Origin of the sequence: Leptospira sanjuanensis (assembly GCF_022267375.1) — a bacterium.
Lineage (GTDB): Bacteria > Spirochaetota > Leptospiria > Leptospirales > Leptospiraceae > Leptospira > Leptospira sanjuanensis.
In genome coordinates this window covers 2,955,048-2,979,451 of record NZ_JAIZBH010000001.1, presented here as the reverse complement: position 1 = coordinate 2,979,451, position 24,404 = coordinate 2,955,048, and the positions used below count along the sequence as shown (strand labels likewise).

21 protein-coding genes and 2 pseudogenes are annotated in these 24,404 nt (G+C 46.6%); 11 read left to right on the top strand and 12 right to left on the bottom strand.

Annotated features, from left to right (window positions below; genetic code table 11):
• Positions 1 to 176 precede the first annotated feature (176 nt).
• Complete coding sequence (gene yqeK / locus LFX17_RS13340) at positions 177 to 767, bottom strand: bis(5'-nucleosyl)-tetraphosphatase (symmetrical) YqeK (protein ID WP_238747066.1); 591 nt, start codon at positions 765 to 767, stop codon at positions 177 to 179.
• Positions 768 to 833: 66 nt separating this feature from the next.
• Positions 834 to 1,862, bottom strand: coding sequence for a DUF3089 domain-containing protein (locus tag LFX17_RS13335; protein ID WP_238747064.1), 1,029 nt, complete (start codon positions 1,860 to 1,862; stop codon positions 834 to 836).
• A 162-nt stretch (positions 1,863 to 2,024) separates the two neighbouring features.
• Between LFX17_RS13335 and LFX17_RS13330 the strand changes: the two genes are divergently transcribed.
• The 5 genes from LFX17_RS13330 (at position 2,025) to ileS (ending at position 10,038) form a co-directional block, all read left to right on the top strand.
• Complete coding sequence (locus LFX17_RS13330) at positions 2,025 to 2,504, top strand: flavin reductase family protein (protein WP_238730682.1); 480 nt, start codon at positions 2,025 to 2,027, stop codon at positions 2,502 to 2,504.
• Between the two features lie 402 nt (positions 2,505 to 2,906).
• Positions 2,907 to 4,175, top strand: coding sequence for a hypothetical protein (locus LFX17_RS13325; RefSeq protein WP_238747062.1), 1,269 nt, complete (start codon positions 2,907 to 2,909; stop codon positions 4,173 to 4,175).
• A gap of 206 nt (positions 4,176 to 4,381) precedes the next feature.
• Positions 4,382 to 6,619: a phosphoribosylformylglycinamidine synthase subunit PurL gene (gene purL, locus LFX17_RS13320; protein WP_238730680.1), complete on the top strand. Its 2,238-nt coding sequence runs from the start codon at positions 4,382 to 4,384 to the stop codon at positions 6,617 to 6,619.
• 13 nt (positions 6,620 to 6,632) lie between these two features.
• The gene (locus LFX17_RS13315; RefSeq protein WP_238747060.1) at positions 6,633 to 7,286 is read left to right on the top strand and encodes a leucine-rich repeat domain-containing protein; all 654 of its coding nucleotides are present in this window, start codon (positions 6,633 to 6,635) and stop codon (positions 7,284 to 7,286) included.
• Positions 7,287 to 7,293: 7 nt separating this feature from the next.
• Complete coding sequence (gene ileS / locus LFX17_RS13310; RefSeq protein ID WP_238747059.1) at positions 7,294 to 10,038, top strand: isoleucine--tRNA ligase; 2,745 nt, start codon at positions 7,294 to 7,296, stop codon at positions 10,036 to 10,038.
• Positions 10,039 to 10,262: 224 nt separating this feature from the next.
• Here ileS and LFX17_RS13305 read toward each other — a convergent pair whose 3' ends face one another.
• Positions 10,263 to 11,003 (bottom strand): LA_1326/LA_4305 family lipoprotein, encoded by a 741-nt coding sequence (locus LFX17_RS13305; RefSeq protein WP_238730677.1) that lies wholly within the window; start codon positions 11,001 to 11,003, stop codon positions 10,263 to 10,265.
• Positions 11,000 to 11,368, bottom strand: a complete 369-nt coding sequence (locus tag LFX17_RS13300; protein ID WP_118956313.1) for an STAS domain-containing protein — start codon at positions 11,366 to 11,368, stop codon at positions 11,000 to 11,002. Before LFX17_RS13300 ends, LFX17_RS13305 begins: the two co-directional genes overlap by 4 nt.
• A gap of 121 nt (positions 11,369 to 11,489) precedes the next feature.
• On the opposite strand from LFX17_RS13300, the gene LFX17_RS13295 reads away from it, so the two are divergent.
• The 5 genes from LFX17_RS13295 to LFX17_RS13275 all read left to right on the top strand — a co-directional run bounded on the left by LFX17_RS13295 (position 11,490) and on the right by LFX17_RS13275 (position 15,532).
• Positions 11,490 to 13,355 (top strand): hypothetical protein, encoded by a 1,866-nt coding sequence (locus LFX17_RS13295; RefSeq protein ID WP_238730676.1) that lies wholly within the window; start codon positions 11,490 to 11,492, stop codon positions 13,353 to 13,355.
• A 9-nt stretch (positions 13,356 to 13,364) separates the two neighbouring features.
• Positions 13,365 to 14,084, top strand: coding sequence for a carbon-nitrogen hydrolase family protein (locus LFX17_RS13290; protein ID WP_238747058.1), 720 nt, complete (start codon positions 13,365 to 13,367; stop codon positions 14,082 to 14,084).
• A gap of 119 nt (positions 14,085 to 14,203) precedes the next feature.
• The gene (locus tag LFX17_RS13285; protein WP_238730674.1) at positions 14,204 to 14,452 is read left to right on the top strand and encodes a type II toxin-antitoxin system Phd/YefM family antitoxin; all 249 of its coding nucleotides are present in this window, start codon (positions 14,204 to 14,206) and stop codon (positions 14,450 to 14,452) included.
• Positions 14,452 to 14,892, top strand: a complete 441-nt coding sequence (locus LFX17_RS13280; RefSeq protein ID WP_238747057.1) for a type II toxin-antitoxin system VapC family toxin — start codon at positions 14,452 to 14,454, stop codon at positions 14,890 to 14,892. The genes LFX17_RS13285 and LFX17_RS13280 overlap by 1 nt, the downstream gene beginning before the upstream one ends.
• Positions 14,893 to 15,007: 115 nt before the next feature.
• Entirely contained in the window at positions 15,008 to 15,532 is a 525-nt protein-coding gene (locus LFX17_RS13275) for a YcxB family protein (protein WP_238730672.1), read from the top strand.
• A 128-nt stretch (positions 15,533 to 15,660) separates the two neighbouring features.
• Here the strand turns inward: LFX17_RS13275 and LFX17_RS13270 are convergent, their stop codons facing one another.
• From LFX17_RS13270 to LFX17_RS13240, 8 genes and pseudogenes are all read right to left on the bottom strand, one after another.
• The gene (locus LFX17_RS13270) at positions 15,661 to 16,728 is read right to left on the bottom strand and encodes an AI-2E family transporter (protein ID WP_238730671.1); all 1,068 of its coding nucleotides are present in this window, start codon (positions 16,726 to 16,728) and stop codon (positions 15,661 to 15,663) included.
• Positions 16,721 to 17,248 (bottom strand): cyclic nucleotide-binding domain-containing protein, encoded by a 528-nt coding sequence (locus LFX17_RS13265; protein ID WP_118956319.1) that lies wholly within the window; start codon positions 17,246 to 17,248, stop codon positions 16,721 to 16,723. Before LFX17_RS13265 ends, LFX17_RS13270 begins: the two co-directional genes overlap by 8 nt.
• A gap of 4 nt (positions 17,249 to 17,252) precedes the next feature.
• Positions 17,253 to 17,801 (bottom strand): lipoprotein signal peptidase, encoded by a 549-nt coding sequence (locus tag LFX17_RS13260; RefSeq protein WP_238747056.1) that lies wholly within the window; start codon positions 17,799 to 17,801, stop codon positions 17,253 to 17,255.
• Positions 17,798 to 19,513, bottom strand: coding sequence for an ABC1 kinase family protein (locus LFX17_RS13255; RefSeq protein ID WP_238730669.1), 1,716 nt, complete (start codon positions 19,511 to 19,513; stop codon positions 17,798 to 17,800). Before LFX17_RS13255 ends, LFX17_RS13260 begins: the two co-directional genes overlap by 4 nt.
• A gap of 11 nt (positions 19,514 to 19,524) precedes the next feature.
• Positions 19,525 to 20,337, bottom strand: a pseudogene (locus LFX17_RS13250) (Gfo/Idh/MocA family protein); the annotation flags it as partial.
• A 192-nt stretch (positions 20,338 to 20,529) separates the two neighbouring features.
• Positions 20,530 to 20,772: pseudogene (locus LFX17_RS21030) on the bottom strand (gfo/Idh/MocA family oxidoreductase); the annotation flags it as partial.
• A 15-nt stretch (positions 20,773 to 20,787) separates the two neighbouring features.
• The gene (locus LFX17_RS13245) at positions 20,788 to 21,372 is read right to left on the bottom strand and encodes a WG repeat-containing protein (RefSeq protein WP_238730667.1); all 585 of its coding nucleotides are present in this window, start codon (positions 21,370 to 21,372) and stop codon (positions 20,788 to 20,790) included.
• Positions 21,373 to 21,396: 24 nt separating this feature from the next.
• Positions 21,397 to 22,881 (bottom strand): amidase, encoded by a 1,485-nt coding sequence (locus LFX17_RS13240; RefSeq protein ID WP_238747054.1) that lies wholly within the window; start codon positions 22,879 to 22,881, stop codon positions 21,397 to 21,399.
• A gap of 158 nt (positions 22,882 to 23,039) precedes the next feature.
• Between LFX17_RS13240 and LFX17_RS13235 the strand changes: the two genes are divergently transcribed.
• A complete protein-coding gene (locus LFX17_RS13235) occupies positions 23,040 to 24,011 on the top strand; it encodes an ankyrin repeat domain-containing protein (RefSeq protein ID WP_238730665.1) in 972 nt (323 codons plus the stop codon).
• Positions 24,012 to 24,404 lie beyond the last annotated feature (393 nt).

Here is a 24,404-nt window from a genome sequence, read left to right as displayed (position 1 = left end):
GTAGGGTATAAAATTTGAAGTCGAATTTCATAATTACAAGCGAAGGTTTCAATGATTCGAATATTCTTTCGCGAGTTTACGTTGAAATTATTACAATCGAAGAACGATCGTACGAGAACCCTGCGGAAAAATCCCGAACTACCGATCGTTTTCGAAAAATGCGCTCAAAAATTCCACTACGAACATTTGGAAACGGCGAGGTTATAGGTGAATACGGTTCTCGGATGAATCGTTTTTTGAGAGGCGATCAAATCCTCCATAGTATTCTTCGCCTTACACAAGACGCCCAAATATAAATTTTTCCGGGCTTGTTCTCTCCAATCGGGATAGAGGGGATTTTTTTCCGCATAATCCGAGCCTAAAAAGTCGGCGGCGTACAAGATTAGATCGAGAGGGCCGGGAGTTTCCGCTCCCAAAGTATGATTGCGTACGGCGGATAAAACTCCTTCGTGTTTGAGATCGTATTGCGATTTGAGATAGATGGAAGCGGAATAGGCGTGCCAAGCTGCGGAAGGAAGTTTTTCCAATTCTTCCTGTCCCACCTCCTTAAACAACGTTAGATGAAACTCCGGGGTTTTCTGTTTCGTAATGTCGTGAACGATTCCCGCCAGATACGCAAGTTCGGCTTCATCCTTGGAATGGATGAGTGCGAGTTCTTTCGCTATTTCCGCGACACGCAACGAATGTTCCCATCTCGTAACGGTAATTTCCATGGGAACGATCTTTTTAAATTCCTGGGTTCTCGCTTCCAGTTCTCGGGAAGTCATCGGATTCTCCTTTTGCGATCTAACTTTCGGGAAAGATCGGAAATGTCCAGAGAGTTTCGATCGAGTTCAATTCTTCTTTTCCTCCAGAAACGTTTGGATTCGTTTTGAAACGTTGTCTCGAATGCTCTGATAAAAAATTCCGTAGTCGAAGATATGATAGTTTTCACCGATCCATCTTGAAAAACCGGGCGCATTCGGTTTAGAAATTCGTAAAATTCCTTTTAAACACCGAGCGCTACAAAGTTGACGTTCGATCGTTTTAAATTCCGCGTTGACTCCTCCCGGATGTTGGGCCGCTTCGACGAGAACTTCGTCTTCTTTCCAACTGATCGGATTGATGCAGACGGTTTCCACTTTCGGATCGTGCGGAAGTTTCGGAATTTCCGCTTTTTCGCCGAAGGTTCTCCAACTGACAAAACAACCGGTCTGCGAGGAGGTTTTGCAAGTCGGTATGGTTCGATACGAATTGATCGGAACTGCGCCTCCGACCAAATAGGCGGCCACGAATTTTTGCGAAAGGGCGTTGCCGTCGATTCTATCCTTTAAAAGCCGGATCGCGTGGTGCGTACCTTGGCTGTGAGACGCGATGATGAAGGGTCTTCCTCCGTTCCATTGTTTCAGATAATAATCGAAGGATGTGAGAATATCTTGATATGCTAATTCTAAAGAACGTTTTCCGTTGTCCGGATCGAGAAAGGAATACAAGGTGGCCTGTCTGTATCGGGGTGCGTAGATCTTTGCGCAGCAATTGAATACGCTCGCCTGTTTTTGAATCGTTCCCTCGTCCGTTCTTCGATTGACTCTTTCATTCCCTAATTTCGCGTTCCATTCTCTTCCGTAGAACGTAGTGGGGTGGACGAAGAAGACGTCGACAAGAGCCGTGCTCTGTTCGTTCTTGAGGTCCGATTCGGACGGAACGCGATCCGCGTCGTCGTCCGTTTGCGGAAGCGCAGCCCACGAAGAAAGAAGAGAATAGTCCGGTTTTTCCGGAGGATCGTATTCTTCAAAATTTCCCGAAGGTCGTATCAACCAAAGACAGGAAAGGAACAAAGGCATACATAGAATTGCGGAAGATCTGCGTAGAATTCGATTCATAACGTTCCCTTTGAGTATCCTTGTTCAATCGAAAAAGTCAATTGCTTTGTGTCGTTCGGCTCATTGGAGTCGAAAGACTTAAGGTAGGCTTGAAGGTTATTCGATCGATCCGAGTCGTTTCGATCGGTTGACATCGGGGCTTCGGATTTTAAGATCGGCTTCATGAAAATCACGGACGAAGTTTTTAAGAATGCGCTTTCTCATTTCCCGTCGGGCGTAACGGTCATAACGTATTCTCATCTCGGCAAACACGGCGGTTTGACCGTTAGCAGTTTTAGTTCCCTTTCCTTAAGTCCTCCTTTGATTCTTTTTTGTCTTCAGAAGAATATTTCAAGCCACGATCCGATCCGCAGTTCGGGAAAATTCGTCGTGAACATTCTTGCACAAGGTCAAGATTCCCTTTCCAATCAGTTCGCTTCGGGAAAGACGGATAAACACACTCTGATTGAAGAACTCGATTGCAAAACGGGAGAATTATCCTTACCGATTTTACCGGGAACGCTTTCTCATATCGAATGCGAAGTGGATCAATTCGTCGACGGAGGGGATCATTCGATCGTAATCGGCAGGGTGATTTCGGCCGGATCGGACGACGATCGTCGCCCTTTGTTGTATTATAGAAGAAACTATTATTCGATCTGAACGTAGAGTCTCGCTTCTCTGATAACTTAACGCTTAGCGAGGAAAGACGTTTCACCTTTTAAGAAAAAATTTCTTTCCTTGTTAAGCGAATCTACTTGAAATTAAATTCCTCATTTTTGTTTTCCTGTCCATTTTTATAGATTTGACTTTCTTTTTTTCTTATCGATTTGTTCGATTCTAAGCCGCAAAGCCGCTTGGTGATTTTATTTTTTCAAAAAATAGTTTTGTGTTCGTTAAACGAAATACCTACGTTTTTACATGAAATATGCTCCTGCTGTTATCAATTAATTATTGAATTCATGTTATAACGTGGGGGCGTATTGCTGAGAAAATTCTCTTTCCACGCTGTCTGCTTCTATGCGTTTGTTCGATCGGCATGAATCGAACAAACAAGGAGACAACATGATTCGTATTCTGTTGGCAATTTTGCTAATCAGCATTACCGTAAATTGTAAAAAAGATGAGGAACAACAAAATCCTCTGATGAACCTTTTAGTTGCGACGGCAATCATAAATTCGAGTAACGGCTTTTCGAAAGCGGCTTGCGGTTTTTCCTCGATCGATCTTTCCGAAGGGAGCTATACGGCAAACCCGGGTTCTTCTGGTTCGACGACGAGTACGTTGGGACTTACGGCGGCCGGAAAGATCAGACACAACTCCTGGTATCAATGGGGTTTTCAGGAATTTCTAATGGATGCGAGCGGAACTTATACGGTTACGTCTAACGTGATCGGGAATCTTACCGCGGTTAATGGCGACATCTTTCTTTGGAAAAACCGTTGTCCTCTTACGGAAGGGGCGACTATCGCTTCGGTAAATGGAGGCAACGGGGACCAGGGTTCGGATGAGATCACTTTCGAAGCGGGACAAAAAGATACCGTTTGGGTCGGATTCTTAAAAAGCGGAATGGGGAACTATACGGCTAACCACGCTTATACGGTAGGTTCCGTAAATTCTTGTTCCACACAAACAGATGGAACCTTGAGTTTGGGAGTTTCGACCGATGTTCTTACGATGAACTCGGGAGATCCGACCCGTCACTATCGATTCGTCGCTCCGAGTGATGGAAGTTATCGTTTTGCCGTGGATCTGGTCGATCTGACGAGTCAAGTGGACATCGCGATTTCGGTGAATCGATGCCCTGCGATGAATGATACTTCTTACTTTTCCCCTTCGTCGGGAGGAAATGACGATCGGAATTTTACCAGAAAGCTGAGTGCAGGAGACGTGGTTTATTTTTCCTACTCGGACGTGACCGGAAACAACAACCGGTTTACGCTTCAAGTCTCTCAGGCAAACACGATCAGCAGCATTCAGAAGATGACTTCCGGTTTTGTATGCCCTTCCTTCAATGCGGAATCGATCAACATAAATCAGGCTAAGGTTAAGAATGGTTCCTGCAACTCGACGAACAACATTTGCACTCAGTATTTTCAGTTCACCGCTCCGTCCACCAAGTCGTATTCGATTCAGTTGAACGCGCAAACGGCGGACTCCGATTTAGCGGCGTGGATTGGAACCTGTCCGGGAATCAATATCGGAAAGAATTATAAAACCGCTGAAGCCGTTGGCAACGATACGATTACGGAAACGATCGAACAGGGGAAAACTGTTACCGTTGGTGTGACCCCTCAATCCACAAATTTTGCGTACACTTTGACCGTTCAGTAATCTGAATTTTCTCGCCGTTTTCCTTTTTGGGAAAACGGTGTTTTGGGTGGTTGTGGGAACTCCTGCGGATCGAATGTCTTTTCGGAAAATTGCGGGAACTCTTACCAACCCCAATATCAACGGCGCGAACACCGTAGAACTCCCATACAAAATTTCCGGGAATATTTGATTTTCAGAGGGCGACTTGGAAAAAATACTGACAATCGATGGAAAAAGACGCCGTCTCCTTACAAGACGCCCTGGAACACGGGCTAACAGCAGAAGAATTTCAAAAGATCCAGGAAATCCTGGGTGGTAGAATCCCGAACTCGACCGAACTCGGAATTTTCTCCGCGATGTGGTCGGAACATTGTTCTTATAAAAACTCGATTCTCAAGTTAAAAACATTACCCACGTCCTCCGACAAACTGCTCGCAAAAGCGGGAGAAGAAAACGCGGGTGCGATGGACATCGGCGACGGACTGGCTGTCGTATTCAAAATCGAAAGTCACAATCACCCCACCGCCGTCGAACCGTATCAAGGCGCGGCGACCGGTGTCGGTGGAATTATGAGAGACATTTTTACGATGGGCGCTCGTCCGATCGTATCTCTTAACTCGCTTCGTTTCGGAAATCCGGACGAACCGCGAAACAAATATCTTCTTTCCCGCGCGGTAAAAGGAATCGGCGATTACGGCAACTCGCTCGGGATTGCGGTTTCCGGCGGAGAACTTTTTATCGACGAGTGTTTTTCTAAAAACCCTCTCGTGAACGCAATGACCGTCGGAATTGTTCGTCACGATCAGATGGCGAGCGCGACAACCGGCGGACAAATCGGCAACGCGGTTTATATCGTCGGAGCTACGACGGGAAGAGACGGAATTCACGGAGCTTCCTTCGCTTCGAAAGATCTTTCTAAAGAATCCGAATCCAAACGTTCGGCGGTTCAGGTAGGCGACCCGTTCATGGAAAAGCTTCTGATGGAAGCAAGTCTCGAAGCGATTCAAAAAGGATTGTTAGTCGGAATTCAGGACATGGGCGCTGCGGGAATTTCCTGCGCGACTTCTGAGATGAGCGCAAAGGGAAAGACCGGAATGAAGATCAACCTCGATCTCGTTCCGTTCCGTGAAACGGGAATGAACGCGTATGAAGCGATGCTTTCCGAATCGCAAGAAAGGATGCTCGTCGTGCCGAAACGAGGAAAAGAATCCGAACTCGTGGCTATATTCGAAAAATGGAATCTAAACGCGGTAAAAATCGGAGAAGTCACCGGAGACGGGATGATCGAAATTCATATGGGCGGTAAGCTCAAAGCGAAGATCCCCGCCGAATCACTCGTGTTAGGCGGAGGAGCCCCTCGTTACGAACGGGAAACCAAACGTCCCGCCTATCTCGATGCGGTAAAAACTTGGAAGCCGGACGGAATCGCGGACGTAACTCCGAACAACACAAACGAAACTCTTCTTAAGATTCTTTCCTCTTGGAACGTATGTTCCCGGAAGCCGATCACGGAACAATACGACAGCGAGGTCGGTTTAGTGAAATTGATCGGACCCGGATTGGACGGAGGACTTTCTTCCATTCCCGATACGAACAAGGCGCTTGCTACGGCGACCGACTGTAATTCCAGATATACCTATCTCGATCCGTATAAGGGAGCCGAGTTCGCGGTCTGTGAAGCGGCGCGTAACGTCTACGTGACCGGTGCGACTCCGTACGGAGTGACGAACAATTTGAATTTCGCAAATCCTTATATTCCGGAAAACTATTATATGTTTTCGGAATGTATTCGCGGGATGGGCGACGCATGCCGTTTTCTCGAACTTCCTGTAACCGGAGGGAACGTGTCGTTTTACAACGAATCTCCCGAAGGTCCGATCTTCCCGACTCCTACGATCGGCATGGTGGGAATTCTTCAGGATAAAAAGAAACTTCTATCCAACTTTCCTAAAGCTGCGGGAATTTCGCTCGCCGTCCTCGGAAATTTCCGTCCTTCTCTGGGCGGAAGCGAATACCTGAAAAAGATTCACGGTCAGGTGAACGGAAACATTCCCGAACTCGACATCCGAGAAGAATTAGAACTTTGTAAACTGATTCTTTCTCTGAACGAAAAAGGAATGCTGAAATCCGCAAAAGATCTTTCTCTCGGGGGAATCTCGATCGCGCTTTCCAAAACCGTACTTTTTTCCGGGTTTGGCGTCGAAGCGGACCTAACGGCCTTCAAACAGAATCGTCTGGACTTGACCTTATTCGGCGAATCTTCCACTGCCGTATTGATCGGGTTCGAACCCTCGGCAAAAGAAGAAATCCGGAAACAAACCGAAGCGAAGGGACTCAAGTTTTATCCCGTGGGAAAAACGACCTCAAACGGAACCTTGGAAATCAAAGACGCGGGCGTGAAGCTGAGTTTGTCCGCGTTGAGCGAGCCTTATGAAACGGGATTGGAACACGTCTTTGCTTTATAAAGGAAACGAAAAAATGAATTCTCCCTTTAGAAATAAACTCATCGCGATCTGGTCTTTCATACTTGTATCGCTCCTTGCTACCGCTTGCAAGAAGAACGCGGCGGAAATTTTAGAAGAGGCAAAAGCAAAACCGGAATCTGTGCAGATCTTGGATTTGGGAATGCAGAAGTTGTCCGCCATCCCCGAAGGAGTCTGTGCGTATCCGAATCTGACGCGCCTTGATCTTCGGCTGAACAGCTTAACGACTCTTCCCGATTTCATCGGCGATTGCACAAAGCTCGAACAACTGAACGTTTTTGGAAATGATCTGAGCGGTTTCCCTTCCTCTTTTTCTAAATTAAAGAATTTGAAAGTGCTGCTCGCGGGGAGTAATGATCTGACGATTCTTCCTTCGGAGCTTTTGTTCCTTCCTTTGATCAAAACGCTTTATGTGGATCAAAATAAACTCACCCTGACGGAAACCGACGTTGAAATTCTCGCTTCGCTTTCCGTCTTGGAGGAATTGGATCTCAACCTGAATTCCAAAATTACGGCCCTGCCTTCCAATTATCAAAAACTCAAAAGTTTAACCCGTTTAAAAAGATTGAATATTAAGAAAACATCATTGAAAGGGGAGGACGCCGAAAAACTCCAGGCGATCCTTCCGAACACTAAAATCGATTATTGATACGACTATGAGCGAAACCCAAAAAGAAAACCCTTATTCCTCCACAGTTCTTCTCCCGAAGACCGATTTTCCGATGAAGGCCGATCTCGCCAAACGCGAACCGGCGCAGATCAAGTCCTGGAAAGAAGGTCAGATTTTCCGGAAAATGAAGGAACAAAGAAAAGGAAAAAAGGAGTTCGTTTTGCACGACGGTCCGCCGTATGCGAACGGGAATTTCCACCTGGGGCATTCGCTTAACAAAATCGTTAAAGACACGATCGTTAAATCGAAGGCTCTCGCGGGTTTTTACGCGGACATGATTCCGGGATGGGATTGTCACGGACTTCCGATCGAGGTTCAGGTCTTAAAAAATCTCGGCAAAAAAGCTCGCGAAACCGGACCCGAGGAACTCAGAAAACTTTGTAGAGATTATGCGGAAGAATTCGTGGGAAAACAGGGAGAGGATTTAAGCCGTTTTCTTTGTTTTTGGGAAGAGGGAAAAATCTACAAAACGATGTCTCCCGATTTCGAGGCGCGAATCGTGGAAGTGTTCGGGGAACTTTTTCAAAAGGGTTACGTTTACCGCGGCAAAAAACCCGTATATTGGTCGATCGATCTCGCTACCGCACACGCCGAAGCGGAAATCGAGTATTATCCTCACGTTTCCCCTTCGATCTACGTGAAGTTTCCCGTTATCGGAGCGGCGAACCGTTTTTGTCTGATCTGGACGACGACTCCGTGGACGCTTCCGGCCAACCTTGCGATCTGCTTTAACAAGAAAATTGAATATTCCATTTTTAAAACGGAGTCGGGCGACGAACTCATTCTCGCTGACGGTCTCGCTGAAAGCGTAACCAACGCGACCGGTGTGTCGCTTAACAAAATAAAGGCGATCACATCGGACGAACTCGCCGCTCTTAAATTCCAACATCCGTTCATCGATCGCGTATCGATTCCTCTTTTCGGGGAACACGTGACGCTGGAAGCCGGAACGGGTTGTGTTCACACCGCTCCGGGGCATGGACAAGACGACTATAAGGTCGGCTTAGCGGCGGGGTTGGAACCGTATTCGCCCGTGGACGACTACGGAAAATATACGGACGAATTTCCTTTGATGCAAGGAAAGAAAGTCTTCGACGCAAATCCCGAAATCGTCCAGCTCCTCAGAGATAAGGGTCTGCTTTTGCATTACAGCGAGTTCGAACATTCGTATCCGCATAGCTGGAGAAGTAAAAAACCTCTGATCTTCCGCGCGACTCCGCAGTGGTTCTTTAAGATGGATTTCAACGAACTGCGCGAAAAAACTTTGACCGCGATCGACGGGGTGCAGTGGATTCCTTCTTGGGGAATCACTAGAATCCGTTCGATGGTGGAAGCAAGACCGGATTGGTGTTTATCCCGCCAACGAAACTGGGGAGTTCCGATTCCAGCGTTCACTTGCGAGTCTTGCGGACAAACTCATATCGACGACGCGTCGATTCAATTTTTCACGAAAATGGTCCGCGAGAAAGGAATCGAAATCTGGTATTCCGAACAGGCAAAGGATCTTCTTCCCCCCGGAACCAAATGCGGAAAGTGCGGAAGCGATTCGTTTAAAAAAGGAAACGATATTCTGGATGTCTGGTTCGACTCCGGTGTTTCCAGCTTTGCCGTGTTAGGCGAGCGCGACGGCCAACCACCCGCGGACTTATATTTCGAAGGTTCGGATCAGCACAGGGGATGGTTTCAGTCCTCTCTTTGGCCTTCGATGGCTCTTCGAGGAATTCCTCCTTACAAAGCCGTATTAACGCACGGTTACGTTTTGGACGAGAAGGGACATCCCATGTCCAAATCTCTCGGAAACGGAATCGATCCGACGACGGATATCATCCAAGTTTACGGAGCGGATATTCTCCGTTTGTGGGTCAGCTCTTTGGATTTCCGAGACGATATCAAGGTAGGAAAGGAATCCTTAAAGATCGTATCCGAACAATACCGCAAGATTCGGAACACGTTCCGTTATCTTCTCGGAAATTTGGACGGACATACGTCCGATCAAAATCTTCCGTACGAGGAACTGGAAGAAATCGATCGATTCTATCTTTCCAAACTCGCTCAGTTTGTGGAAGAGGCGATCGCAAGTTACGATACGTATCAGTTCCATCAGATTTATCAAAAGCTGATTCTCTTTTGCACCGTGACTTTGTCCCAGGATTATTTCGATATGATCCGGGATCGTATGTATTGCGACGCGAGGAATTCCAAAACGAGAAGATCCTCCGCGACCGCGTTGCAGCATATTCTGGAAACCTTATGCGTTTTGACGGCGCCGATCTTAAGTTTTACCGCCGAAGAGGTGTGGGCTTCCAACGGGAAAAAGGAATCCGTATTCCTGCAAACCTTTCCCGACTTGAAGTCTTGGAACAATCAAACCCTCGAAGATAAGTTCGAGTCCGCGCTTTCCGCGAGAGAAGCCGTTCAAAAAGCTCTGGAGATCGCGAGACAGGAAGGCAAGCTCGGAAAATCACTCGAGGCCGGTTTGGAAATCGTTTCCAAAAACGGAACCGACATCGGAAAACTTCTCCCGAAGGAAACCTTGGAGCTTCTTTTTGTCGTTTCGCAAGTTCATGAGAAGAATCCGGGAATGGAAATTCTTTCCGCACACGAGAACGAAAAATTCTCCGTGAAGGTTTTAAAACCTTCGCAAGGCGAATGTCCTCGTTGCTGGAGACATACGGAAGACATTTCGAAAGAAGGGGATCTCTGCGGTCGTTGTAAGACTGTTGTAGGCTGAGTTTGTCGGTTCGTCGGAAGACCGATTTCACGATAAAATTTGAAAAGGTGGGGGAAGGCTCCCCCTCGCTGCAAACGCATTCGCGTTTTTCGCTACCCCCTCTCCGGGGAATTTATCCGGCCTTCGTGCCCGGACCCGATTTTCGTGTGGGAACTCCTTCGTTTCGTTCAATCGTCACACAATTCGTTCGAACGATTCATTTAAACGAAGTCGCTTAACAAAAATTAGCCGCCGGGACGGTCGTTTTCGTCCGTGAGTCTGCGGATCTCGTTTCGTTTTCTCGGTTTGAACTTGTACTGATCCAAATGCGCGGTATCGAAGACGACCCACTTGCGGTTCGGAATATTGCGTACCAATTGGAACTGCACGGTTCCGTTGTCGCCGATCTCCGTTCCGTCGGATACGTGTGTTAGGTGAATCTGTTTGATGTCCGTCCAAAGAGCAAAATCCAGCCCGACGGCCTTATCTACGATCTCGCGTTTGATCTTGCCGAAAACCAGATTGATCTTGTCCTTCTCCCCCCAAATCAGCGCGGAAGTCAGTTCTTCGTTGGAGATAACGGATTGGATGTCGTCATATTTGGTAATCAAAACGAGAATCTTATTTTCGGGAAGGGACTTGAGAACGTAGGGAAGATCTCTCGCAATGATTTCCAACTCTCCATCCGAAAAAACGTGATCGGTAAAAAAACCGAGCGAGGATTTTTTGACGTATTTGAGATTTCCGAGCAAGTCTTTCCACTGTTCGGGAGTGAGCTGCGTAGGATGCGAGAACGCGCCGGGAGCTACAAATTCGTCGAATTGATCCACTTTGGACGGACTAATCTTAAAATACGCGACTTCTTCCGAATTGTAGAGCAGGTTTTGATTTCTGGTCCAGAAGAAGAAGCTTCGCTCCTGGACCCAGGAACACTGAACGAAAAGAAAGACGAGGAATAAACTGAAAAATTTGAATGTTAGTTTCATTTGGAATTTTGATCTACGAACTCTTGAAAAACCGGATACTTGTTTAGAAACTCATCATTGGTATAAAGGTTCACAATTTTATCCAGTCCCGATAGTCGAAACACCGAGTTTAGGGATTTATTGAGGCCGAAAATATTGACGGTTCCGTTTTTTTCGCGGATTTGATTTCTAACTTTGATGATGATGCCGATTCCGGAAGAGTCAATGAATTTGACCTTTCCTAGAAAAAAACTGATGATTTCCGGATTTCCGGTTTTTACGGATTCTTCGAATTCGTAGTAGAAATCCCGCGAATTATCCATAAGAATATCTTCAAGAACGCTAAGAACGATGTGGTTCTCCCGTATCTCGCTGCGGATTATCATCAGATCGAAAAAACACCTGGAAGAAAGGTCTGTCAAGAAGTAAAATGAATCAGTATCTTTCTTGATTTATTTCTCAGAACTGCAAATTTGAACAGAGACGCGGGATTGCAAGGGTTGCATTATGGCTGAGTTCGATAAGACGAAACGCTCCATCGGAGTGAACAACCTGGATGATAAGGCCAGGAAAGAAATGTTTGATAAATTCCAATCGGCTGGCGGGAAAGTCGTCAACGAAAAGGATAAAAAGAAAGAAGAAGCCGCGTCCAGAAATCAACCCAACATTCGTCAAGGTCAGAGAAGCCAAGCCGGTGGACGAGATTCTACATCCCGAGGCGGAAGCGGGGCGTCTTCGCGCGGGGGCGTCGCTTCCGGAGGAAAGGGCGGCGGTTCGGTCGCACCCAAAGGTCCGAGTCCGAGGGATAGAAAGGCTCTCGAAGACGAGATGGGCAATTTCATCAACCGACTATCCGTTCGGATTAAATGCTGGCTGGGAAGAGTCACCGGATTCTCCTCTTCCGAATTGCTTCCCGGTTTTCTATCGGAGTTCAATCTCTCCGGAAAAAAATCACTTCTCGAACTCAACTTCGTAGGAAACGATATTCTCGGAAATCCCGCGTATGCCGGAAAAATCGCGAAGGAACTCGACGCGCAAAACCCTCTCTACATCGAACTTTTAGGGAGGATGCACAAGATCTACGATAACGGAGAAGTGAACCAGGTGCTGGAACCGCATAACGCGGCGCCCGATCTTCCCGTGTCGATTTCGAGAGTTAAAGATCCGTTATATTCGATTTTTAGAAAATTATACTATGTTTATCCGTTTCAGGGAAGTTACGTCAAGGCGATCACCCTCGGGTACGCGGCCCTGGAAAAACTCGAAGGAAAACCTTCCAGCATTTATAATACGAAGAAGAAGAGAGCGCTTCAGGAATTCGATTATCTGTTCGGAACTCTCTTTGAAAAACTCTACCTTGTGGTTCTCCGCAACGAGAATAAGAACATCCCGCTTTTGAGTAATACGATGGAGGCGATTCTCGGAATCGTTCCCGAGGAAAAACCGGGTCATAGACAACAGGGAGAGGAGTTGGATGAAATCTCCGGAGGCGCGGCGCCCGAAGAGGAGGCTCCCGTCGAAGAAAAAAAGGAAGAAACCAATCCGGAGGATTCTCTCAGCAAGGAACTCAAATACGGTTTGAAACTGATGAGAATGCTTCCGCTCGATCAGCTTCGAAAAAAGCACGATCCGAGAGGGGAATACGAGATGATTCCCTCTGGGGACAAGGCCTTTCTTACTTGGCTTTTTTTCAAGGAGTTCGACTCGGAATATTCCTTCGTAATGACCACGAAGAAGATCGAAATCAAACCTACGATCGTGAACGGTTCCAAAGTGGATTACCGAGAAAAAATGATCGATCTCTACGAAACGACGAGAGCTTCGATCGAGCAGTTCCGAATCTACGATCAATATTATAAAGAACTAAAGAACCATCTTAAAAATCCCGGAGCCAATTACATCGAGGCTTCCAAAAAGACGACTTCTTTGGAAACGAAACGAAGCCAACAGTCCCGGAATGTTCGCGTGACCGTGAAGGAATTTGTGGAAAAGACTTCCGAAATTCTGGAAAAGCTGATCGCGGATATGAAATCGAAAAAAGAGATCGTGACCAACATGGACGAGCTCATGACATTCGATTTGATGGAATCGAGAAGAAGGCTGAATAAGAAACCGATCAAACAATGTATCATGGAAGCATACTGTTTTGCGATCGCGTTTGCCGGTCGTCTGGAAAGCGGAGATCTTTTCGGAGGCGTCACGGAGCTTTCTCCCGAGGAGATGGAAAAAGAATTCGGAATTAAGGCGGAACAACCGGCAGGCGGAGAATCCGATCTCGGAATTCCGGGCGGCGGAGCGGGAGCGGCCGAAGGAAATACGGAAAACATAGACGCGGATTCATTGGGCGTCGATCCTTCTATTTTAGGCGATTAGAGGTCGATTTTGGCATCCGCAAAGGTTACGCTTTTTCAAAAACAGATTCATAAACCCGTTTCGAACGATCAGAAATCCAAACTCTCCAAGGAGAAGTCGGACTTTCTTCTTTTACCGGAATATTTTCCCTTTTACGATTCTTCGGCGGCTCCGGAAAAACTTTCCGAATACGCGAAACGTTATTCGGACGAGTTGTTACAGATTTCCGAATATTATAAAGGTGTAATTATCGGCGGTTCTATGTTCCGCAAGGACGAAGGCGGAAAACCGAAGATCAGCATCCCGATCGTTCAAAACGTGGTCGTGGTGGATTGGTACGACAAACGGGAGCTTTTTCCGGAAGAATCGGCGGCGGTCGCGGGGGATGGGGAAACGATCTTTATCATGGGAGGTTTTCGTTTCGGGATCGTAGCCGGAAAGGAAATCTTCAACGAGGCCCGTTTCGAAGAACTGAAATCGCAAAACGTAAATCTTCTGTTTCATATCGATTCCGTTTTGGAATCGGATTCCACACACGCGCAAGACCTGGAACGTTATGCGAAACTATCTTCGCGTCACGGAATCTTTATCGCGAGAGTGAGCGGAGTCGGTTCCGCGCTTGGTCGTAACGGCGTGGGTAGAAGTCTTTTGTCCACTTCATCGGGTGTAAACTGGAAGGTCGCCGAATCCGAAAAAGATAAGGAAGTCATCAAAACGGTAACGATCAACGGCGTGAACGGTTTGTTCTGATAGATTTTATTCCCTAATATCCTATTAAATTCATATAACATTTCCTCGGCAGATATTAACTTGACGGATTCCCTGCAATTTTTCTTGACGACGCACATTTTGTGCGTCTAAATTGAGTTATGAAAGAGGCCAATATCCGGGATATTCAGCATAACTTTTCCAAAATATTGGATTGGGTGGAGGACGGTGAAGAAGTCTACGTTTTGCGCCGAAAGAAAGTGGTCGCAAAAATTACTTCGTTTCATTCGCAAGAGTTTAAAAAAAGTTTCGTTCCCGATTTTTATAAACGCGCTAAGACTCGGATCAGTTCTGCAAAGGGAAAGTCTCTAAGCGATTTAATCCGATCGGACCGGGACGGCCGTGCTTAGTGGACTACCTCGACACGGGCGTATTGGTAAAACTTTACTTTCCCGAAATCAATTCCGAGCAGGTTTCTAGATTTTTTGAAAAAAAAGGAACTTCGATTCCTATTACGAATTTACATATTCTGGAATGGGAAAACGCAATTAATCTCAAGTTGTTCCGTAAAGAAATCAACACAAAAGAAGTGGCGCTTTTACGAAAAGATTTCGAGAGCGATCTTTCGGAAGGAGTTTTAGAACTCAAAATCGTTTCGGGATCGGAGTCTCTGAAAATCGCCGCGGAACTTTCGAGAAAGCACACTCACAAGTTAGGAGTTCGTTCATTAGATATTTTGCACGTAGCTCAGGCGATTTCTTTAAAAGTGAAAGAATTTTATTCTTTAGATATGAAGCAGATCGCTTTGGCAAAGGCCGCTCGTTTGAAAGTGGTAAAACCCTTGGCTTAATCGTTATTTAGAAAATGGATTTTTCAAATTCGATTCCTAAATCGCGCAAACTAAACGAGACACAAATGTTTTTAAAAAGACGAACAAAATTCGTCCGAACTCGGAGCACCCCTTTATGAAACTTTCTTTCCCGTTAAACGAGCAGGATATTATCAATTTCAACGTTTATCATTTTCGAAATTCGAAGTTCACACAAAGAAGGCTTTTGCTTTTGCGCTGGCTGATTCCTATCTGGGCGATCGCTGTTTTTTTCTTTCTTAACCGGGAACATTTGGATCTCATTTCGATCCTATGGAATTCTCCTTTGTTTGCGATCGGAATCCTTTGGTTTCTTTTTGCGGACAAAATCTACTATTGGCGATTGAAGAATAACGTAAAAAATCTTTTAAAAGAAGGTCGTAACAACGGGATGATCGGAGTTCAAAACCTGGAACTCACCGACGACGCGATCCTTACGGAAAACGATTCGGGATCGTTTCGTTATTCTCTCGAAAAGATTCATCGTTGTGAAGAAGGTGACGGTTATTTGTTTTTATACGTGACTTCGTTATCGGCGTTGATCATTCCAACGAATGTCTTTCAGAATTCTGACAAGGACGTCTTCTTGCAAAAGGTGCGAAACTCTTCCACAAATTCCTGAGTCCGCTCAGTCCGAATTCGAAGCGGATAAATGCTGTAACAAAATTGAGTTGTTAAAAGAGAATCAGGATAGGCTGAAAGCGGTTCTTTCTAAGTTCTTTTCATTTGGAATCGATTCACAAACCTTCTTTAAAGAAGGTTGTGGTCCTTCATTCCGCTGTATAAGGTCTGAATCGTCACTTTCAAAATCGCCGCCATCGGAACCGCGATCAGCATTCCCACAAGACCCAAAGCGGCGCCGCCTACCGTGACCGCGCCGACCACTACGATCGGATGTAAGGAAACCGAACCCGAAATCACGATCGGCTGGATAAAGAAGTTATCGATGATCTGTGCGATCAATACGACGATCAGAATCGAAGTCATCAGCTCCGTCGTTCCGGTTCCTCCGATGACGAGCGCGAAGAACAAAGGAGGAATCGCTCCCATGATCGGTCCGAGATACGGAACCGAGTTCGCCACTCCCAAAAATAAACCGAAAATGTAAAAATACGGAAGACCGATAAAATAGAAACCGAGTCCGGAAACTCCGCAGATGATCGCTCCTTGAATCATGAGGCTTTTCAAATAGTTGGTCAACTGTTCGTTGATTTTATACGTTACCATCAAGGCCATCTCGAAATAACGGTTCGGAATCAGAGCGATCAAATTCTTATACATCCCGTTTCCGTTTAACAAAAATAAAAACGCGAATAGGGGGGTGATGATCATATAACCGATCAAAGTCGGAACGTAGGACACGAAACCCTTGACTTGTTCGTGCATCAGCTCCGCGATCCGTTTGATGAGTTCGTCGGGACGGATCGTTTCGTTCCATCCCGCCGGAAATTCGTTGAATTGAAGATTGACGGTCACGGTTAAGTATTTGAACTTCGCTTCGTCCAGATCCTGTTTCCAGTTTTTCAAAAGAGGATTCAACGTGGAAACGATCGGAGGTGCGACCGAGTTGATGAAGAGATAAATCGGAATGCTGATGACTAACATCAATACCGCGATCGAAAGAATTCTCGGGACGCCCAAACTTTCCAAATTGTTGATCGTTCCGTTGAACGCATAAAAGATCAATAAAGCCATGACCATCGGAACCGCAAGAAGCTGCAGTCCCCAAAGCGACACGACTACGGTAAAGGCTACGATGAGAAAGAAACTCGTCCGGATGAAATATTCGGAGAGTTCTTTTCTTGCGGGATCACGCATTCTTTTGTTTTCCTCGGAAGTAAGCCTTTTCCAACAATCCGTTGGTTCTATGAAGTCGTTCCACGATTACCGTGGAAAGGCTCATGAGAATTTCGATTCCGATCCTCGGTTTGGTTTCGATGATCTCTTTGAGATCGGGTTGAAAAAATCCGAGCAACGTCGTTTGTTCGAGAGCGATCGCGCTCGCGGTTCTTCGTTCCTCCGTAAAGAGGGAAAGTTCGCCGAAGAACGCGTGCTGATCGAGATGTGCGAGATCGAGTTCGATTCCGTCGCGCACGGAACGGATCACGACGGAGCCGTCGTAGACGAGATAAAATCCAGCTCCGACTTCTCCCTGACGAAAGATCGTCTCTCCTTCCTGATATTCCCGAACGTGCACCATCCTTGCGATTTCGATCAGGGTTCTTTTTTTCATTCTGCCGAAGACGGAAGTTTCCCTTAGAAAATGAATGATTTCCTTGTTGTTCGCCTCTTTGCGATTGAACAATTTTCTCCAGATGGGCAGGTCGAGCGCTTTCAAGAAATTATTTCTCCTCTTCCAGCTTCATCGTGAAGATGAGAATCGTCAATCCGATCGTCACGCAGGAATCGGCCACGTTGAACGCGGGCCATCTGGAAAATAAAAGGAAGTCGGGCCAGTCGAAGTCGAGAAAGTCCACGACTCCGATGTATTCTCCGAGGTTGGGTTGAAATCCGAAACGGAATCCCGTGCCCGGAATTTTTACGAAGAATTTATCGAGGAAGTTTCCGAAGGCTCCGGCCATCACGAGGTTCCATCCCCAGGGATTTCCGAGATCGAAATTCTTCCATCTGTATCCGATGAGAAACACGATCGCGACTCCGGTCGCAACGAGAGAAGGAATCGCGTTGTCCTGAAACGCGCCGAATACGAATCCTGTGTTGAAAGTAAGAGTCATCCGGAAGAAGCTGCCCATTACTTCCAGATAACGATGAGGCTGAAAGTAAAGAATGACGACGAACTTCGTCACAAGATCCAATACGATTCCGATAAAGATGACTCCTAGATAAAGAGGGCGGTAGACGTCTAAAAATCTTTTTTCAAAATACTTCACGAAGAGGTTCCTTTCTTTTTAAGTTTGTTTTTCCAAAATGAATATAAAAGTATAAGTCCGAAAAATCCGGAAGTTCCGAAGGCACTCCAACTTTGGATTTCCATTCCTTTTTCGAGATAATAATTTCCGAAGTGAATTCCCGCAATCAAGAATCCGGAATACAAAATCTGATGTCCGAGAACATACATCTTCCGAGTGTGGCGTTCCACTTCCCGGAGCTGGATTCCCTGTCTGCCCCGGTTGATGTTCTGGAGTACTTTATAAAATTCTCCCGGAATGGAAAGTGTGTTTCCCAATAGATTCTTATCTTCGTTTAACAAAAGAGACTCCAGTCCGCCTTCTTTTCCGGCGGCGACGTTCCGGAACGGTTTTTCTCCGTAGTCTAAAACGGTTCTATAGGGGTCCAGGATCGCGGTAATCCCTACCAGTAAACCCAGGACCCGTTCTAGGAAAATGAAATTTTCCGGAATCTGGATCATTCTAAAAATTTCCTTGAGGCTGGAGTTGATCTCTTTTAGAAAGAGACGGTCTTCCCGCGTATGAATCTGATCCAGGGAAAGATTGCGGAAGTAATCCGTGTCCGCCACAAAACGGCCTAATTTTTCCAGAGAATAGCGAACGACTTCCTCGAGTTTGTCGCGATCCGCCGAGGCGGATAACGCGCCTATGTCTTCGAGACCCGAAACGACTCCGTAGTAATCCTTTGCGATCGCCGAAAGAAAAATCTTTTTTAATGCGAACACGCCTCCCGTTCCGATTTCGCCCACCGCGCCGAAGTCGATAAAGCAGAGTTTTTCATCGGGAGTATAAATGAGATTTCCGGGATGAGGGTCCGCGTGATAAAAACGATATTGAAAGATCATCAGAACGTACGCGCGCACGAGAAGTTCCACCGGTCTCGACTTGGCCTGTCCTTTTAACACGGGGATCGCTCGCGTGATTTTTACTCCCTCGATGAACTCGGTGACGAGAACGCTCTTGCCCGAAAATTGACGGATGACTTTTGGAAAAACGTAATCGGGTTCTTCGGCAAAGAGTTGTCTCATCCGATCATACGAATCCGCTTCGAGTTGCAGATCGGTTTCTCTCGTCACGAGATGAGTGATCTCGTCGTGGATCTTCTTGTATTCGAAACGGAAAAGATAGCGGTTGATTCTTTTTAAGAAGGAGCGGATATTTTTCAGATCGTTTGCGATGAGAGTTTCGATTCCAGGATACAAAACCTTGACGGCGACTTTTTGTCCGCCGATGGAAGCGACATGGACCTGAGCCGTGGACGCGCTCGCTTCGGGAGAACTCTGAATGTCCGGAAACACTTTCGTGATTTCTTTTCCGAACTCGGAACGAAACCGTTCTTCGATTTCGGAGAACGGATGCGGAGGAACCCGATCCTGTAAGTCCTGCAGAGACTCGGTGAACGAATCGGGAAAGATATGGGAAAGATTTCCGAGATACTGACCGAGTTTGATATACACTCCGCCCATCGATAAAAAGAAGTTTCGGGAATCTTCTCCCAACGCGCGGAAAAATTTTTCCTGAACGGCGGGGTCTCGAAAGGAAGGGAAAAGAATCCTTCCTAATTTAAAAAACCAGAATATAGCCCAGATCTTTTTCCAGACGAAGGAACTCGCGTTCCAAAATCTCCAGGCGCTGCTATGCCGTTTGTAGGATTGGGTTTCCTGAGGTTCGGCGTTTCCGGTTGACACGAGCATAGATGGAACTTCTAAACCTCTAGGATTCTTTTTTCGGCTCCTTTCCGGATCGCGTCCAGCAGGGTGAGAATTTGCAGATTCTCTTCCATATCTCCCGTGATGTCGGAAGATTTTCCGGACAAATGCCGGTGCAGAGAATCGTATAGATTGAGAAACGGATTCGAGCCTGCGGAAGATTTTTCGGAAATTGAAACCGGAGTCAAACTTTTAAATCCCTTGTATTTCCGGGAAGGTTTGGATTTCCAATAGCGGACCTCGTCGTTCCCCACGAGAAAGCGGGCCGATTCCGTTTGAATGTCCAACTCGAACTGGAAGTAATTCCGCATTCCTCCAGCCTCCAGAAAAACGGTTTCTCCGTTCGGATAGGTCATAAGAGCGAGGGCTTGTTCTTCCACGGGAGAATTTGGATACGACCGCAAAACGGAAACTACACGGTCGGGCATTCCCAAATACCAAACGAGTAGATCGACCGCATGAGTTCCGTCATGGAAGAGCGGGCCTGTTTTGTCCAGGACCGCGCGGCCGGGATTGCGTGCGGACGTAAGAACGGATGCGCGGATGGTGCGCACGGGTCCGTAGGTTTCCTCTTGGATCCAGCGGCGGACTTGTTTGTAAACGGGATGATATCTTCTCTCGTGGTTTACCCGAAGATCGGTTTTCGTATCACGGCAAAGTTTTGCGAGTTTGCGCGCGAGAGGCAAGGAATGGCAAACCGGTTTTTCGACGAGTAGCCTGCGGAATCCGAAGTCGATCGCGGCCTTTGCGAGTTCGTAGTGCGTTTCGGAAGGAGTTGCGATCACGACGAGGCAAGAGGAGAGATCGGTGTTTTGTGTGCGGGAGTTCCTACGTTTCTGTGGATCGTTTTCGTATGAGTTCCCACGTTTCTGTCTTTTGTAGCCGTTCGACGAAAAACGTGCGTTCGTCACGGCCTGAATCGTTTCTTGTGAAATGAAAGAATCGAATCGGATTTCCGATTTCGATTCTCGGTTTTTCGTCGTATCGTTCCGTTTTTGAGAAGAATGGAACGATGCCGACCAATCCTTAAAGTCGGAAAAACATGCTTCTTTTGGAATATTCCAATCTTTGCAAAAAGTTTTTCGTCGTTCTTCCGACGGATCGATCGCTCCGATCAGGGAGAATTTATTTTTTCCCCAGGGAGAAAAGATCGTTCCCGCGTGCGTGCAGGGACGATTGCGCAACGTATCCTTCTCCAAGAGAGACGCGATTCGTCCGAGGCCGATGAGTAAGACGGGGATCATTGATGAATCTATCGATTATTGAACGGGAATTTCTTTTTTAAGAGTTCCCTTGATTGTATGAGCTACCTTGTTCTCATCCAAGGATACCGCGTCGTATTCTATAGGGACGACCACTTCTCCTTTTTTGTTTATGATTCCGTAATTTCCGCCTTGTATCATGGAATGTTCGTCCGTTTTTACGGATCTGCATCCGTTGCAGACAATCGAAAATCCGTTTTCAAAAGGATACGCGAAATCGTATTCAGCTTGAATCGTTTTTTTACAACCTGGGTCGTGGAATCCGATTTTTTTGTTTTCTACGAATCTCGCCAGTCCTTCCGAAAGGTAGTCGGGTCCGTTGTCAAAAATAAAAGAATTTAATAGAATCTTATTGTCCGAATTGATACAACTCCATCCTTTTTCTCCGGCCACGAATGCAACACCGTTTTCATCGAAGTCGGTCGCATTCAAATATTGAGGCGCGATGACTACCTTCCCATTTTTATCTTTAAAGCCGTAAACCCCATTTTCTTCGAACGATGTCGCAGGTCGATTTTTGCAATTCAACTGAAAATGAAAAAGAATCGTCAATAAGATAAGTCTCCGAAACTTTCGATTCATTAGAACTCTCCAATATACGTTTCGCTATTTATGCTTCGACCAAGGAACGGCCTTTTCCAATTGAGCGCTGAGACGAAAGAGGATATCTTCCCTTCTTCTCGCGGCGGTAAACTGTAAACCTAACGGAAGTTGATCGCTCGTCTGACCGATCGGAAGTGAAACCGAAGGTTGTCCCGTAAGATTGGCGAGCTGTGTAAAGGGAGTTCGGGAAAGACTCGTTTCCACGAGCTCGTCCACAAGACCGGACGCGAGTAACATTCTTCCCAAGCCGAGACGACCCACGACTTGCATCGCGATCTTTTCTCCGAGTTTGGGTTCCAGTTCACCGATCTTTGCGGGAGGCATCGCGGTCGTAGGAGTGAGATATACGTCGTAGGTTTCGTGAAACGTTTCCATCGCGAGAGCCGCCTTGTCCCATTCCTGCAAATTGAGGACGAATTCTCCGGCAGAAACCGTTTTACCGAGTAAGGCCAAAATCCAAGTGACCGACTCGACGTCTCCCATTCTCGCTTTTCTTCCGAGGATCGGTTCTAGGTTTTTCATCTGAGCCGCCATCTCACCGAAATACATCGTGATAAACGCGCGACCGATCGCCTTACCGTCCACGGGTGCGTCTTTTTCCTCGACCTTATGACCGAGAGAATGCAAAATTTTCGCCGTATGAACCACCGATTCCACACAATCGGGATGAACCGGAGTTCCGATCGGAGATTGAGTGGAGAATGCGACCCGCAGTTTGCCGGGAGGTTTTTTGATCTCCGCCATATAACCGGTCTTAGGCGAATCAAAGGAGAACGCGCCCGCGTTCTCAATTCCGCCTAACGCGTCCAGAAATGCCGCGCTGTCTCGGACCGTTCTCGAAAGAACGTGATCCACCGAAGCTCCCTGCCAAAATCTTCCGAAATACGGACCGACGGGAGTTCTTCCCCGAGTCGGTTTTAAACCGAATAACCCGCAATAGGCGGCGGGGATTCGGATCGAACCGCCTCCGTCAGAAGCGGTCGCAACGGGAACCATTCCTGCGGCAACTGCGGCGGCGGAACCTCCGGAAGAACCTCCCGGAGTTCTTTCCAAGTTCCAAGGATTTCTAGTAGGACCGTGAAACTTCGGTTCCGTAATACCCATGAGTGCGAATTCGGGAACGTTTGTCTGACCGAGAAAGATCGTTCCCGCTGCCCGCAGTCGTTTTACGAATTCGGAATCTACAGGAGAAATATAATTTCGAAACGATTTGGAGCCGGATGTAAGAGGCGCGCCCGCGATCGAATGAACGATGTCTTTGACGAGAATCGGAAGACCTTTGAACGGACCGTCCGGAAGTTTTGATTTCGCGTTCTTCTTCGCTTCGTCATAAAACTTGGTGATAACCGCATTGAGTCCGGGATTTACGGATTCGATCCGTTCGATCGCCGATTCGACGAGTTCGCTCGGATGAACGGATTTTTTTCGAACCAATTCGGCAAGACCGATAGCGTCATAATACGTATATTCTTTAAAGGATTGTGGCATAGGAGAACTCCGAAAAGAAGTAGGAACCCCGAGAACGGGAAAGGGTCAAGATAAAAAGACGTTTTTAGGATTCCTGGAAAATCGGGATTCTAAAAATGTGGATATACACTTCCTATAAAAACCGATTGAATAGTATAAAGATGGTCCTTTGATACCCGATGATTTCCAGAATTCATAAAATACCCTGTTTCTTAATGATTTTCCCGTTTTTCCTTTTCGGAGATTCGGCTTTGGACAGCGAATTTCTAAGAGCCATTCAGGAAGGAGATCCGAAGAAAGCGCAGATTCTCATTCAAGCGGGAGCCAATGTGGATGCGACGGATTCCAGAGGAAAGACCGCGCTTATGATCGCCGATCACAGACCGGAAGTCGCCGAAGTGTTGATTCGTTCGGGCGCAAACGTAAATGCGCAGGATGAGGACGGAAGTTCGGTTCTTCTGGAAAGTCTTTCCGGGCTTTTGGACGTCAAGGTTTTGGACATAGACGACCTGGCCGTTCCGAAACGATTGATCGAGTCGGGCGCAAAGTTGGAATATCTTTCCAAAGTCGACGCGACGAAAACGATTCCGGTTTCCATCTTAAACGTTGCGATCCGTCATGGAAATCTCGTATTGGTTCAGTTTCTGGTTGAAAATCATGCCGAGGTCAATTTCGACAAGGGAAATCCGGAAGAATTTCCTCTCTTCCTCGCATGCGGAGCCGGAACATCCCAAGCAAATTTCTCGATCGTGGAATATCTTTTAAAGCACAACGCTAAGCCGGATTATACGAGCCGCCTTCATGAGAAGATTGTGGAAGGAAAATCGATTCAAGTAGGAGTCGACAATGCGCTTCATTTTCTTACCGAAGAATCCGAAGTTGATCCTCGGATTCCCGAACTTCTCGTCAAATCCGGAACGAATATCAATCATCGTAACGCGGAAGGGATCACTCCTTTGCTCCAAGCGATTCTCAAAAAAAGAATTTCGTTGGCGGAAAAGTTTTTAGAACTCGGAGCCGATCCGAACCATTCGGATGTTCACGGGAGAAGTCCTTTGGAAGAAGTGCGTAAACAAAAACTCGACGCTCTTGAAACGCTCATATTGAAAAAGGGCGGAGGAAAAGAAAACGGAGAACGATCTCCTCAGTAACGCTTCGATTTTCCACAAGCCGGTCGAACGTTCCGCTTGAAACCGGATTCGGATCCTCTCTTTAAACTCTCCGTTTTTGGCCCGAGTATTTTCCTAGAACTTCAACGCGTTATTTTTTTATCATGTCGCATTAACTGATTTGTTGCTAATCGGAAATTGCTCCGGTATACTCCGCCTCCTAATTTCATAAACTCCGTATAAAACCCTAGAATAGTAGGAAACGATCATATTCTCGCCTCTATTGTCGTATTCGAAGTCTTTTGAAACCGGAGTATACGTTATCTCATATCGGACGTAGATAAAACGTACGTCCGTAAAAGATCTTATATCGGCGGAAAAGGACGAAAACAAAAAAGGCTAGGATCGTTGTAAGTATGGAAACCTATACGAGAT

What these genes read in the sequence shown, in the direction of transcription:
- LFX17_RS13325 (WP_238747062.1), top strand. Translation starts at nt 2,907, where the DNA reads ATGATTCGTATTCTGTTGGCAATTTTGCTAATCAGCATTACCGTAAAT.
- LFX17_RS13275 (WP_238730672.1), top strand. Translation starts at nt 15,008, where the DNA reads ATGAAACTTTCTTTCCCGTTAAACGAGCAGGATATTATCAATTTCAAC.
- LFX17_RS13235 (WP_238730665.1), top strand. Translation starts at nt 23,040, where the DNA reads ATGATTTCCAGAATTCATAAAATACCCTGTTTCTTAATGATTTTCCCG.
- LFX17_RS13285 (WP_238730674.1), top strand. Translation starts at nt 14,204, where the DNA reads ATGAAAGAGGCCAATATCCGGGATATTCAGCATAACTTTTCCAAAATA.
- purL (WP_238730680.1), top strand. Translation starts at nt 4,382, where the DNA reads ATGGAAAAAGACGCCGTCTCCTTACAAGACGCCCTGGAACACGGGCTA.
- LFX17_RS13335 (WP_238747064.1), bottom strand. Translation starts at nt 1,862, where the DNA reads ATGAATCGAATTCTACGCAGATCTTCCGCAATTCTATGTATGCCTTTG.
- LFX17_RS13255 (WP_238730669.1), bottom strand. Translation starts at nt 19,513, where the DNA reads ATGCTCGTGTCAACCGGAAACGCCGAACCTCAGGAAACCCAATCCTAC.
- LFX17_RS13330 (WP_238730682.1), top strand. Translation starts at nt 2,025, where the DNA reads ATGAAAATCACGGACGAAGTTTTTAAGAATGCGCTTTCTCATTTCCCG.
- LFX17_RS13245 (WP_238730667.1), bottom strand. Translation starts at nt 21,372, where the DNA reads ATGAATCGAAAGTTTCGGAGACTTATCTTATTGACGATTCTTTTTCAT.
- LFX17_RS13240 (WP_238747054.1), bottom strand. Translation starts at nt 22,881, where the DNA reads ATGCCACAATCCTTTAAAGAATATACGTATTATGACGCTATCGGTCTT.
- LFX17_RS13315 (WP_238747060.1), top strand. Translation starts at nt 6,633, where the DNA reads ATGAATTCTCCCTTTAGAAATAAACTCATCGCGATCTGGTCTTTCATA.
- LFX17_RS13270 (WP_238730671.1), bottom strand. Translation starts at nt 16,728, where the DNA reads ATGCGTGATCCCGCAAGAAAAGAACTCTCCGAATATTTCATCCGGACG.
- LFX17_RS13305 (WP_238730677.1), bottom strand. Translation starts at nt 11,003, where the DNA reads ATGAAACTAACATTCAAATTTTTCAGTTTATTCCTCGTCTTTCTTTTC.
- LFX17_RS13300 (WP_118956313.1), bottom strand. Translation starts at nt 11,368, where the DNA reads ATGATAATCCGCAGCGAGATACGGGAGAACCACATCGTTCTTAGCGTT.
- yqeK (WP_238747066.1), bottom strand. Translation starts at nt 767, where the DNA reads ATGACTTCCCGAGAACTGGAAGCGAGAACCCAGGAATTTAAAAAGATC.
- LFX17_RS13295 (WP_238730676.1), top strand. Translation starts at nt 11,490, where the DNA reads ATGGCTGAGTTCGATAAGACGAAACGCTCCATCGGAGTGAACAACCTG.
- ileS (WP_238747059.1), top strand. Translation starts at nt 7,294, where the DNA reads ATGAGCGAAACCCAAAAAGAAAACCCTTATTCCTCCACAGTTCTTCTC.